This window comes from Enterobacter sp. 198 (assembly GCF_009025585.1).
Lineage (GTDB): Bacteria > Pseudomonadota > Gammaproteobacteria > Enterobacterales > Enterobacteriaceae > Enterobacter > Enterobacter ludwigii.
Window position 1 is genome coordinate 46,966 of sequence record NZ_WCIM01000034.1, and the last position, 12,599, is coordinate 59,564.

12 protein-coding genes are annotated in these 12,599 nt (G+C 55.7%); 2 read left to right on the forward strand and 10 right to left on the reverse strand.

All coding sequences use genetic code 11. From position 1 onward, the window contains the following. Position 1 precedes the first annotated feature (1 nt). Positions 2 to 655 carry a LysE family translocator gene (locus tag F8561_RS22775; RefSeq protein WP_086533214.1) on the reverse strand — a complete coding sequence of 218 codons (654 nt, stop codon included), beginning with the start codon at positions 653 to 655 and terminating at the stop codon, positions 2 to 4. Between the two features lie 39 nt (positions 656 to 694). Beyond that, on the reverse strand, positions 695 to 1,447 hold the full coding sequence (locus F8561_RS22780; RefSeq protein WP_032681723.1) for an AraC family transcriptional regulator: 753 nt from the start codon (positions 1,445 to 1,447) through the stop codon (positions 695 to 697). 154 nt (positions 1,448 to 1,601) lie between these two features. Here F8561_RS22780 and F8561_RS22785 point away from each other — a divergent pair, with 154 nt between their 5' ends. Continuing rightward, on the forward strand, positions 1,602 to 2,972 hold the full coding sequence (locus tag F8561_RS22785; protein ID WP_151887999.1) for an NAD-dependent succinate-semialdehyde dehydrogenase: 1,371 nt from the start codon (positions 1,602 to 1,604) through the stop codon (positions 2,970 to 2,972). Between the two features lie 44 nt (positions 2,973 to 3,016). Here the strand turns inward: F8561_RS22785 and F8561_RS22790 are convergent, their stop codons facing one another. Both F8561_RS22790 and F8561_RS22795 read right to left on the reverse strand, forming a co-directional pair. Next, complete coding sequence (locus tag F8561_RS22790) at positions 3,017 to 3,337, reverse strand: hypothetical protein (RefSeq protein WP_020885318.1); 321 nt, start codon at positions 3,335 to 3,337, stop codon at positions 3,017 to 3,019. Next, positions 3,337 to 3,882, reverse strand: coding sequence for a YfaZ family outer membrane protein (locus F8561_RS22795; protein WP_014168475.1), 546 nt, complete (start codon positions 3,880 to 3,882; stop codon positions 3,337 to 3,339). The genes F8561_RS22790 and F8561_RS22795 overlap by 1 nt, the downstream gene beginning before the upstream one ends. A 412-nt stretch (positions 3,883 to 4,294) precedes the next feature. Here F8561_RS22795 and F8561_RS22800 point away from each other — a divergent pair, with 412 nt between their 5' ends. Further along, positions 4,295 to 5,653 carry an esterase-like activity of phytase family protein gene (locus F8561_RS22800; RefSeq protein WP_078774310.1) on the forward strand — a complete coding sequence of 453 codons (1,359 nt, stop codon included), beginning with the start codon at positions 4,295 to 4,297 and terminating at the stop codon, positions 5,651 to 5,653. A gap of 46 nt (positions 5,654 to 5,699) precedes the next feature. Here the strand turns inward: F8561_RS22800 and yjiA are convergent, their stop codons facing one another. The 6 genes from yjiA to hpaB form a co-directional block, all read right to left on the reverse strand. Further along, positions 5,700 to 6,653, reverse strand: coding sequence for a GTPase (yjiA, locus tag F8561_RS22805; protein ID WP_020885316.1), 954 nt, complete (start codon positions 6,651 to 6,653; stop codon positions 5,700 to 5,702). Between the two features lie 10 nt (positions 6,654 to 6,663). Further along, on the reverse strand, positions 6,664 to 6,867 hold the full coding sequence (locus tag F8561_RS22810) for a YbdD/YjiX family protein (RefSeq protein ID WP_003856610.1): 204 nt from the start codon (positions 6,865 to 6,867) through the stop codon (positions 6,664 to 6,666). Positions 6,868 to 6,963: 96 nt separating this feature from the next. After that, positions 6,964 to 9,117 carry a carbon starvation CstA family protein gene (locus F8561_RS22815; protein WP_020885314.1) on the reverse strand — a complete coding sequence of 718 codons (2,154 nt, stop codon included), beginning with the start codon at positions 9,115 to 9,117 and terminating at the stop codon, positions 6,964 to 6,966. A gap of 190 nt (positions 9,118 to 9,307) precedes the next feature. Further along, positions 9,308 to 10,225 (reverse strand): helix-turn-helix transcriptional regulator, encoded by a 918-nt coding sequence (locus tag F8561_RS22820; protein ID WP_151888000.1) that lies wholly within the window; start codon positions 10,223 to 10,225, stop codon positions 9,308 to 9,310. Between the two features lie 178 nt (positions 10,226 to 10,403). After that, complete coding sequence (locus F8561_RS22825; RefSeq protein WP_020885312.1) at positions 10,404 to 10,913, reverse strand: 4-hydroxyphenylacetate 3-monooxygenase reductase subunit; 510 nt, start codon at positions 10,911 to 10,913, stop codon at positions 10,404 to 10,406. Positions 10,914 to 10,930: 17 nt separating this feature from the next. Beyond that, on the reverse strand, positions 10,931 to 12,493 hold the full coding sequence (gene hpaB, locus F8561_RS22830; RefSeq protein WP_014168483.1) for a 4-hydroxyphenylacetate 3-monooxygenase, oxygenase component: 1,563 nt from the start codon (positions 12,491 to 12,493) through the stop codon (positions 10,931 to 10,933). Between the last annotated feature and the right edge of the window lie 106 nt (positions 12,494 to 12,599).

A 12,599-nucleotide genomic window follows, 5' to 3' on the forward strand; every position in this document is an offset into this window, starting at 1 on the left:
CTTAAGAATAGAGGGAGGCGGGAAGAAAATGCAAAAAACGCCACACGACCCACCCACCAAACGCCATCAGCACCACGCCAGCGGTTCGCTCAATCAGCCAGAGTGCACGGCTGAGCGTCCGCTGAACCACGGGCAAGCCCATCAGCGACACCAGGGCTAAATCCCAGACCAGCACCACCATTACCATCCAGACACCGCAGGTTGACTGCTGAAGCAGCGTGACATCTGGCCCTAACAGCGCCGTCATGAGCGCCAGATAAAAAAGTGCATTCTTCGGGTTTAACAGTGCCGAACCGAGCCCCAGCAGGATTTGCTTACGCAATGAGGGGCACCGCTGATGAGTCTCATTGAGCGCAAGCGTCTGTGGGCGGCTGCGCGCCAGCCGCGATCCAATCCAGAGCAGGTAGAGCGCGCCGGATAATTCGATAAGGGTGAACAGCCACGAAAACGTGCGCAGGGCGCTCCAGCCGATAATCACCAGCACAATATAGAGCGCGTTACCCGCGGCGATACCGAGGCACAACCCGGCACTGCCGCGCAGCCGGTAACGTGCGGCGTAACCGACCAGCAAAAAGAAATCCGGACCGGGGCTTAACAGGGCTACAAAATGCGCCAGCGCCAGGGCGAGAAAAGCGGAAGGGAAGAACAGTTCCATCGTGACCTCCAGAGCAAAAACGGAGATCACCTTACGGCGTTACGTATCCTGATTATTGTCTGATATTGATCGGCCCGTCGCGTACTGGCGAGGCGTGGCGGCCGTGTAGCTGACGAAGGTTTTATGGAAATGGCTCTGGTCGGCAAACCCGCTCTGGTAACCGACATCGGCGAGATCATCTCCCGCACGCAGTCGCGCTTTGGCGTATTCCACGCGAGAGATGCTGAGAAAGCGTCCTGGCGTCAGGCCGGTGTCCTGTTTAAAGGTGCGGATTAACGTCTCTTTGCGCAGTGAAAATCGCCGGGCAAGGTCGTCAAGGGAAGGCGGAGCGGTGAGGTTCGACAGAAACGCCTCTTGCACCTGCTGACTCAGTGAATGGGGCTTATCTGTGCGGCCTGTAGAGGGGGGAAGGGCGCAAAGCAGTGCGTTCAGGGAGGCCGCGGTCATGTTCTCAACCACTCCAAGATAGTGATTAAACAGCGTTTGGTCGCGAATGACCTGCAGTGCCAGCGAAAGGTCAGTGTCGATATACAGCATGTGGTAGCTGCGTGGCTGTCCCGCCACCGGGTTGCAGCTGTGGGGAGCATGCGCCGGGATGACGATGATGTCGCCAGGGGTCAGGATATACTCCCTGTCATGGACTGTGCAGCACGTCTGGCCTTCCAGGATCGCGCCAATAGAGAGCTGTGGGTGACAATGACGTTTATACGCCTGGGTGCTCTGCCAGGTGCTGCGCAGCTCGTGGCCGCAGGCGCGATGAAAGGTCTGGCGGATGTGTCGGGTCTCGGTCATGGGGGACTCCTGTCAGGAACGTTTTTTATACCATGCCCGCGCGACATGTTGCAGTACCACGCTAAGAACCTTCCGGATATACCCAACTTTACGTCCATCGCCAGTCATATTGTCTACCCTTAATACCCTAAGCGGTAAAACAAGGAGATTCGACATGGCTTACCAGACAGTAAATCCTGCCACAAACCAGCTCATCAAAGAATATCCCTCCCATACCGACGCGGATGTTGAAGCGGCGCTGAAGGCGGCCGATGCGCTTTACCATTCGGACTGGGCAAAAGGCGACATTAACCAGCGCCTGCCGGTACTGCGTAAACTTGCGGACCTCATCGACGAACGTACGGAGGATCTGGCCAGAATTGCCAGCAAGGAGATGGGTAAGCTCATTGAGCAGAGTCGCGGTGAAGTGAAACTGTGCGCGCAAATCGCCCGCTACTACGCGGATAATGCCCAACGGTTCCTCGCCCCGGTGAAGTACGACTCCGAACTCGGGGAAGCGTGGGTCGAGCACCACCCTATTGGCGTGCTGATGGCCGTTGAGCCGTGGAACTTCCCTTATTACCAGCTGATGCGTGTCCTCGCCCCGAACCTGGCGGCCGGTAACCCGGTGATCGCCAAACACGCCAGCATCGTGCCGCACTGTGCAGAGACGTTTGCACATCTGGTGCGTGAGGCCGGTGCACCGGAAGGGGCATGGACCAACCTGTTTATTTCGTCGGATCAGGTGGCGAACATCATCGCCGACGATCGTGTACAGGGTGCCGCGCTGACCGGTTCCGAAAAAGCGGGTAGCGTGGTCGCGGCGCAGGCGGCGAAGCACATCAAAAAATCGACCCTGGAGCTGGGCGGTAATGACGTCTTTGTGGTGCTGGATGATGCCGATCTGGAGAAGGCCGTGAAGACGGGCGTGAATGCCCGACTCAATAACGCCGGCCAGGTCTGTACGGCGGCGAAGCGTTTCATCGTGCATGAGAAGATTGCGGATGCCTTCCTCGCGAAATTCACCGAGGCATTTAAGCAGGTGAAGATTGGCGATCCGCTGGACGAGAGCACCACCCTGGGGCCGCTGTCCTCTCAGGATGCGCTGGACACGTTGACCACACAGGTCAACGAGGCGGTGAAAAACGGCGCGACACTGCATTACGGTGGCAAACCGGTGCAGCGTGACGGGTGCTTCTTTGAGCCGACGATCCTGACGCATATCTCGCGCGACAACCCGGCCTACTTTGAGGAGTTCTTCGGCCCGGTGGCGCAGATCTATGTGGTGAAAAATGATGACGAAGCGGTCGCACTGGCGAACGATTCCCACTATGGTCTGGGCGGCGCGGTGTTCAGCAAGGATATCGAGCGGGCGAAGAAAATGGCGTCGCGTATTGAGACCGGGATGGTGTATATCAACTGGCTCACCGATACCGCGCCAGAGCTGCCGTTTGGCGGCGTGAAGCGATCCGGTTACGGACGCGAACTGTCGGACCTGGGGATCAAAGAGTTTGTGAACCAGAAGCTGGTGGTGGTGCGTAAGTAACTCCGCGAATAAAAAACCTGCCATTCGGCAGGTTTTTTTTGGGGTTATTGCACTTCAATCTTGTCCCAGCCGCTTTTGAACATGCAGCTGTCGACTAAGGTATCCCGGCGATATTCATTCGCGTCTTCAACCGTGTAGCTCGTGGAAATATCCTTTTTCTTTTTCGATTTGTCCATTTTTTCCGAGCTCGAACCGGTCACAACATTGTCCGGGGGCAGATCAATCAGGGCCTGTGCTTCGCATTCCGTGAGCTTTTTATTCATCTCAGCGTCACTGACTCCCGGTTTCACCCATTTATACTGGACGCAACCGGTGAGCAGAAGCGTGATGCTCAGAACGCAAAGCGCGGTAATGCGGTGTTTCATCAGAAGGTGACTCCACCGCCTACATATGCGCCGTCGATCAGCGTGTGGCCAGGACGACCGTCTTTGCCGTCAACGCTTACGTGACGATAACCCACTTTCAGCGTCACAGGCGTGATTGGCGTCCAGCTCACACCGCCGTTGGCTTCCACGTAGTTTTTCACGCTGTTGTTCAGACCTTCTGGTGCGGCATACCCTTCGCCAAACACGTGGATGCTGTCCGTCAGCGCAACGTTAATACCGCCACCGATGGGGAATGCCACGCCGTTATCGCCTTTTTTCGGGCCAAGGTAGATTGCTTTAGCGCCGGCATTCAGCATTACCGGGCCCACTTCCAGGTTGTAACCGGCGCCAACGCCACCTGTTTGCGTGCCGTCGTCGGTGTTTTTGAGCCAGTTGCTTTCAAGGTACACACCGGATGAGGATTTACCCATTTCCAGATTAAGGTTAGTAAAGTTTTTACCTTGCTCAATCGTGCCGCCCATAGCCAGTGCGGAACCCGACAGGACGGTCAGAGCAGAAAGAAGAAGAACATTCAGTTTTTTCATGTTTTATGCCTCGTCATTAATTTCATCTGAGGCCACCTTAACAAGCGATGTTTATGACTGCAAATGTGATTAAAGTCGTGTTTTTATGCTGTTTTTGTTAATGGCTGGCTTTTGAAATGTTGCTTTCATGTTTAGTTATCGCCGGGTCAATATGTATTACCTGGACGTTTAAGACAGGTTTAGTTTTTTGACTAAATAGACACTGAACGAGACAGAGGATAACCGTTTGAGATGAATTAATTGGCTTTCTAATAATTTCCAGAAACATTTCAAGTTTTACACTTTGTGGTTTAGTTTTACATTTCTGGCGATTCATGCGCCTGCAATTGCCTGCCCGCGTATCTCTGCGGTGTCATTTTCCTGACACGTTTGTTCTTTACGTTGTTGGCTTCACTTTCTGGATACTAACAATATGAAAAGAAAAATTATTCCTGTGCTTATCGGTTGTGCGCTCTCTTTCTCTGGCCTGGCGGCGCAGCCTACGGCTGAACACTATGTTGTCAGCTTCCCCGAAGGCACGCGCGTGAGCTACAGCGGCGCGTTTGCCGGTGCGTTCCCGAAGGGGCTCCCGGTCGGGATCGGCTCTGGCCTGCTGTTTACCGGTAAACAGGGCGATACCCTGACGTTTGCGACCGTGACCGATCGCGGTCCGAATGCGGATTCGCCGAAAGTGGGGAAAGACGAAGCCAAAATCTTTGTCACGCCCGATTTCGCTCCGCTGCTGATGACGATTCGCGTACAAAATGGCAAAGCGGAGGCCGTCGATGCGCGCCCTCTGCATGACGATAAAGGCGAGATCAACGGTCTGCCGCTGCAAAGCGGCGTGATTGGCTCGACCAATGAAGTGGCGTTCAGTGACACGTTAAAGGTGCTGAAGGGCGACAATCGCGGGCTGGATACGGAAGGTATCACGCCGGACGGTAAAGGCGGTTACTGGCTGTGCGACGAGTACGGTCCGTTCCTGATTAACGTCGACAGCAAAGGCAAGATCCTGGCGATTCACGGTCCGCAGGCGGCGGAAGGCGAGAAATCCATCGCGGGCGGCTTGCCGAATATTATTAAATGGCGTCAACCAAACCGGGGCTTTGAAGGACTGACCCGTATGCCGGACGGGCGTATCATTGCCGCGGTGCAAAGCACGCTGGATATCGACGGCAAAAGCAAAAAACAGGCGCTGTTTACCCGCCTGGTGAGCTTCGACCCGGCGACCGGGAAAACCGCGATGTACGGTTATCCCATCGACAGCGCGGCCTACAGCAAAAACAGTGACGCCAAAATTGGCGATATTGTGGCGCTTGATAACCAGCAGCTGCTGCTGATTGAGCAGGGCAGCGATAAAAACGATGGCATGCGCAACCTCATCTACAAGGTGGACCTCAGCAAGGCGAGCGATCTGACACGCTTCGATAAGCCGGGCGAATACCCGGAGTTTGATGACGAGAAGACGCTGGCCCAGCGCGGCATTACGCTGGCGGCTAAAACCCAGGTCGTGGATTTGCGCGCGCTTGGCTGGCAGCAGGAAAAGGCCGAAGGGTTAGCGCTGATTGACAACAAAACGCTGGCGGTCGCGAACGATAACGACTTTGGCGTGAAGGTGGCGATGGAAAATCCGGTCGAGGGCAAGAAGCTCAAGGACTATCGGGTGAATTCGCAAGGCGCGCTCACGATTGATGATAAACCGGTTGCGACCACCCTCGCCGTGAAGCCGCTGGCGAAGCCGGCGTCAGAAAGCGAACTGTGGATTGTGACGCTGCCCGAGGCGCTGAAATAATCTCACAGCCCTCTCCTCAACTGCGGAGAGGGCTGCGTTCGTACGATTATTTGCGCAGTGCTGCAAACGCTGTCCGGATCTCGTCTTCCGGCAGCTGTAGCCCAATAAACACCATGACGCTTCGCGGCGTTTCATCTCCCCACGGTCTGTCCCAGTCCGCGCTGTACAGCCGCTGTACGCCCTGGAACAGCAGGCGGTTCGGTTCGCCATCAATCCACAGCATCCCTTTGTAGCGCAGCAGCCTGTCGGCAAAAGAGAGCAGCAGGTTTTCCATGACGCGGGAGACGTCGCTGATGTCCACCGGGTAATCCAGCTCGACCACAATCGACGAGACGTCGTTTTGTTTATCTGCCATAAAGTGGAAGCGCGGCGTTGAGGTGACATGCTCTTCCAGCATAAAGCCGTTGGTGTTGAACAGCTGCGAGAGGTCGATATCACCGTGTGTCGCGATGTAAATCGGCGCCCGCGAGTTGATACGCGTCAGGCGCTCGCGCAGTTTTTCGCTGTCGCCCGCCACGTCGGTTTTGGTCAGCAGGATGCGATCGGCGTAGCCCACCTGCGACTGGGCGAGGGTGAACTGGTTCATCTGTTCGTCGGCATGAACCGCGTCGACCAGCGCAATGACGCCATCCAGCAGGTAGCGCTGGCAGAGGATCTCATGGGCGAAAAAGGTCTGAATAATCGGGCCGGGGTCAGCCATACCGGTGCATTCAATCACCAGGCGGTCAAAATCGATTTCACCGCGATCGCGGCTGTCGAGCAGATCCAGCAGGGCGTCTTCTAATTCATTCGAGCGGGTGCAGCAGATGCAGCCGTTAGTCAGGGTTTTGATCTGCGTGGCGCGATCGCCAATCAGCTGATCGTCGACCGAGACTTCGCCGAATTCGTTTTCGATCACGGCGATTTTGAAGCCGTGCTGCGCGTTCAGAATGTGGCGCAGCAGGGTGGTCTTACCGGCGCCAAGGAAACCGGTCAGCAGGGTGACGGCAATCGGGGTCATGGTCTCTCCTTTAGCAGCAGCGTACGCCGCCTTCTCCACTCCCGCCGTAGCGCGCTTCCTGACGCTCGCGGAAGAATTCGGTATAGGTCATGTACGGTTTATCCGGATGGTTGGTCTTCATATGCTCAACGTAGTTGTCATAGTCCGGAATGCCAATCAGCATTTTCGCCGCCTGACCGAGGTATTTTTTCGCTTCGCCTAAGTTACCAAACATTGTGCCTTCCAGATAGAAAAAGCCCGGCAGGGGCTGCCGGGCGTTGTTTCCCTTCACCCTAACCCTCTCCCGCAGGGAGAGGGATGCGAGGGCGGATTAGTGGTGTGAAGAGGTCTTCACGCCGCCTTCCGGTACCGGGACATACGGGGTTTCTTTATCCGTACGACCCTCGGCGTTACGCACGTTCAGCCAGGTTTTGATGCCGTAGAAGATGATGCTGTACACCACCACCAGGAACAGAATGCTCAAACCTGCGTTGGTGTAGTTGTTCACCACGATGTGGTTCATGTTGGCAATCTGCTGGGCAGTGAGGTCCGCGCCGCCTGCGGCAATTTTCTCTTTGTACTGGTTAGCCATGAAGAAGAAGCCTTCCAGCTGCGGGTTGGCGCTGAACAGTTTCAGACCAAGCGCCCAGGTGGTGCAGAGCAGCAGCCACAGCGCAGGGATCACGGTGACCCAGATGTATTTGGTGCGTTTCATCTTCACCAGTACAACGGTGCCAAGAACCAGGGCGACAGCGGCCAGCATCTGGTTAGAGATACCGAACAGCGGCCACAGGCTCTTCACGCCACCCAGCGGGTCGACAACGCCCTGATACAGCAGGTAACCCCACAGACCCACGCAGCCCGCGGTTCCCAGAATACCCGCCACCAGAGAGTCGGTTTTCTTCAGGAACGGCACGAAGTTACCCAGCAGGTCTTGCAGCATAAAGCGTCCCGCACGGGTACCGGCGTCCAGCGCGGTGAGGATGAACAGCGCTTCAAAGAGAATACCGAAGTGGTACCAGAAGCCCATGTCCGCCCACGGCAGCACTTTGTGGAACACGTGTGCGATACCCACTGCCAGCGTCGGTGCGCCACCGGCGCGGTTCAGGACTGACGGTTCGCCAATGTCTTTCGCAGTCTGCATGATCTGCTCAGGCGAAATCACGAAGCCCCAGGAGCTGACGGTTGCGGCAGCATGTGCGCTCGCATCTTTCAGCTGCGCCATGATCAGCGCCGCGTTATCACCGCCCATCTCATGCAGGTTTGGCATGGTAATGCCCAGGCCTGCCGGAGGGGTGTTCATCGCGAAGTAGAGACCCGGTTCGATGATGGACGCGGCAACCAGCGCCATGATCGCCACGAAAGACTCCATCAGCATTGCGCCGTAGCCAATCAGACGCGCGTCTTTTTCGTTAGCCAGCAGCTTCGGTGTGGTACCGGAAGCAATCAGGGCGTGGAAGCCAGAGACCGCACCGCAGGCGATGGTGATAAACAGGAACGGGAACAGCGCACCTTTCCACAGAGGACCGGTACCGTCGATGTACTGGGTCACTGCCGGCATTTTCAGATCCGGGTTAATCACCAGGATGCCGATCGCCAGACCGACGATAACGCCGATTTTCAGGAAGGTCGCCAGGTAGTCACGCGGTGCCAGGATCAGCCAGACCGGCAGCAGAGCGGAGACAAACGCATACCCAATCAGCGCGAAGGTGATGGTGGTGTCCTTGAAGGTCAGCGCCGGGCCCCAGTACGGGTCGTGCGCAATCACGCCACCGAAGTAGATGGATGCAACCAGCAGCACAATACCAATCACCGACACTTCACCCACGCGACCCGGACGGATAAAGCGCATGTAGATACCCATGAATAGCGCAATCGGCACGGTAGAGCAGACGGTGAAGACCCCCCACGGACTTTCGGCCAGCGCTTTCACCACGATTAACGCCAGCACCGCGAGGATGATGATCATAATCAGGAAGCAGCCGAACAGCGCGATGGTCCCCGGCACGCGGCCCATCTCCTCTTTGACCATCTCACCCAGAGAGGCGCCGTTACGGCGAGAAGAGATAAACAGCACCATAAAGTCCTGCACCGCCCCGGCCAGCACTACGCCCGCGAGCAGCCACAGGGTACCAGGCAGGTAGCCCATCTGCGCGGCCAGAACCGGGCCGACCAGCGGACCCGCACCGGCGATAGCGGCAAAGTGGTGACCAAACAACACGTAGCGGTTGGTGGGCACGTAGTTGAGGCCGTCATTATTAATGACCGCCGGAGTGGCACGCGTCGGGTCGAGTTTCATGACCTTCTGCGCGATGTATAAGCTGTAGTAGCGATAAGCAACAAGATAGACGGAGACAGACGCAACGACGATCCACAGGGCGCTTACGTGTTCGCCCCGGCGTAGTGCGACAACCGCCAGACAAAAAGCGCCGAGGATCCCGAGTAACGCCCAGGGCACGTGCTTCAGTAGTTTTTTCGTATCCATAGTAAGACCTGGTTTTTTATGTAATGAAAAAGGGTCAGGGTTCGTTATGAGGAGGTATTGATTAATGCTGGAGCGATCGTGCCAGAACCACGCGCGTGTAAAGACAGGTAAATGAATGAGCGGTTGAAAGGGCCAGGTGAGCGGTCAAAGAGGGCGGCGAGTGGTTCCGTCTCGCCGCCGCCGGGAGAAATTATGTGATTGAGATCACGTGGTTATCTGCTGTGCGCTCTACCGCCAGATAATTTTCCAGCGTTTTAAGCAGCTTCTCTTTTAGCCAGTTGGGCTCCAGAATTTGAATATTCGGCAGCCAGTAGAACAGCAGCGGCAGGATCTGGTTCTCGTGTGCCGCCTGACAGCGCAGCGTGACGCCGTTGTGGTGCTCACCGACAAGCTCTTGTTCTGGCAGCAGGTCGCGGCGCATAAAGTAATGTGAAATAGTATCTTTAATGAATATTTTCACTTCGAAAGTGTCTTCCGACACCCACGGATCGCGGCTTTTTTCCAGCAGCCCGAGCGCATTTTCTTCCGGCGTGAAGGTCTTTTGTTGAATATCAAACCAGCTAATCTGACTCAACGAGAAGGATTTTAGCCGGCTATTCTCGGTGGCTTGTAAATACCATATATTTTTATTGTTAATGAGTTTATAGGGATTAATCAGGCGGGTTTTACCCTTATAAACGATCTGGCATACATTACGATTCTTAATCGATTTCTCGATTTTCGATAAATAGCGACGAATATCACGTTCTACCGTGTGCTCTGCGTCGTTGCCAAGAATAAGAATATGATTTTCGTCAACGCGTGTTTCAAGTTTCTGCCAGAATTCCGTATTTCTTTCCGGGAAAAAGCTATCGGCATTCAGGAAGTTAGCAATCGTGTGATGTAATCCTTGTCCACCGGGAGATTGTGCGGAGTGGATCAGACGATACAGTCCGTTACCGGTATGTTCCACAATAGGTGAAAGCGCATTTAAATCCCGGTAGACAGTGCGCTCGGTAATTTTAAATTTTTCCATGAGCGCACTGCGGTTTACCACACCATTTAAATGTAACTCAACCAGAATATCGACCAGACGTTCAGCCGAGCGGCTCCGCGTCGATTTAGCCATAAGGTCTTCCTGTATATTAGGGTATGCGCTGAATGATGCGGGTAGCACTGACATGTATTGTCAGTATTCAGACACAGAAAATTTCTCTTATGGCTATATAACGGCGTGATTAAGCGGAAACCTTAGGAATTTTTGTGGAAATTGGCGCTGGCCGGGAAACGGCCAGCGCAGGAGGGGGTTACACTGCGGCTTCAGCCTCCATCATGACGGGGTGGAAACGGCGTTTAAAATAGATCAGGCCGTGTCCCGCTTCGCTCAGAATGATGTTTTTAATTTCAACGAGATAAACCAAATGGGTGCCGATGGTTTGCACCTGGCTAATCTCGCCTTCAAGGCTTGCCAGCGCGCCCTTCAGCACCGGTTGCCCCTGCGGACCTTTCTGCCAGCAGGAGAGGGCAAAGCGATCGTCCATTGCCATGCCGGTCATCCCGGCGAAGTGGCGGGCCATGATCTCCTGCTCATGGTTCAGCACGTTGACGCACAGCTTACCGTTACCCTGGAAAACCGGGTTCATGGCGCTGTTGGCATTGATGCAGACCATCAGCGATGGCGGGGTATCCGTGACCGAACAGACGGCGGTGGCGGTAATGCCGCAGCGTCCTGCATCGCCCTCGGTGGTGACAACGTTAACCGCCGCCGACAGGCTGGCCATCGCATCGCGAAAACGCAGGCGTTGTTCTGTATGCATTGAAACCTCCCGCTGCGTTATTTCAGCAGCTTATCCAGCATGTTGATATCGGAATTATTGTGCAGGTGCGGCACCGTCCAGCCATGCTGGTCGTACTCGGACATGCAGCGGTCGACCATTGCCATCATTTTGTCCATGTTGCCAGAGCTCTGTGCCTGACGCAGACACTGCAGACGGATTTCGTCCTGGCTGCCGGAGTAGTTGATCTCATACAGCTCGTGACGACCACCAAACTCGCTGCCGATGGCATCCCACATCAGTTTCAAAATCTTAATGCGTTCCACGTGATCCATGCCGTTGGAGCCGCGCACGTATTTCGCCAGATACTGGTCGATCTGCGGATTGTTCAGGTCTCGCGCGCTGGACGGCAGATAGATCAGGCCGCTCGTGACGTTACGCTCGATGATGTTCTTGATCTTCGCATAGGCCATCGGGGCCATGACGCGGTAGGTCTGCAGCGCCGCGTGATCCGGCAGGTACGCGCCATTCACCCACGGCGTGGCTTCAGAACACATGGAGTCGCTCAGCGCCCAGAACATGTTGCGCCAGGCCACCACTTCCCCGAGATCCGCCTGCACGCCGCGGAACTCCAGGGTGCCGGTACACTCCAGCGATTTCTTCAGCAGCGCGGTAATGAAATCGAGCTTCACCGCCAGACGTACGCAGGCCTGCAGCGGGTACATACGGGCAAAACCGCCTTCCATGGTCCAGCGACGGCAGCGATCGAAATCGCGGTAGATCAGCACGTTTTCCCAGGGGATCAACACATGATCCATCACCAGGATCGCGTCGTTTTCGTCAAAACGGCTGGAGAGCGGGTAGTCGTATGGAGAGCCGGTCGCACCTGCCACCATTTCGTAAGAGGCGCGAGAGATCAGCTTCACGCCTTCGGCGTCCATTGGCGCAACGAACATCAGCGCGAAGTCCGGGTTTTCGCCCATCACCTGCGCGGAGCCAAAACCGATCATGTTGTAGTGAGTCAGCGCCGAGTTGGTTGCCACCACTTTTGCGCCGCTAACGATGATCCCGGCGTCGGTCTCTTTTTCCAGCTTGATGTAGACGTCTTTTACTTCGTCCGCCGGTTTGTGACGGTCGATGGGGGGGTTAACGATGGCGTGGTTGAAGTAAAGCCCGGTTTCCTGAATACGGGTGTACCAGTTGCGGGCGTTCTGTTCGAACTGGCCGTAGAACGCCGGATTGGCACCGAGCGCGCAGCCAAACGCCGCCTTGTAGTCCGGGGTGCGGCCCATCCAGCCGTAGCTCAGGCGCGACCACTCGGCGATGGCGTCACGCTGCTGACGCAGGTCGTCGGCGCTTTTCGCCACGCGGAAAAACTTATGGGTGTAGCCGCCGCTGCCGGTATCGGTGCCCCAGCACAGCGTGTCCTGCATGTCTGGCTTGTGCAGCGCATCGTACATCTGCGCGATGGAGGCTGCCGCATTGCGAAACGCCGGATGAGTGGTCACGTCTTTGACGCGCTCGCCGTAGATATAAATCTCGCGGCCATCCTGCAGGCTTTTTAAATACTCTTCACCGGTTAACGGACGTTTGGCATCAGCGCGGAAATCTTCAGGCTTCATAGGGACCTCGTATCGGAATAGTGATGTTAAATTTATGTTTTGTTTTTGTTGTTTAATTGAAGCCTGAGCGGGGGTGAACGTGAAGGGACGATTGGGACAACGGCTG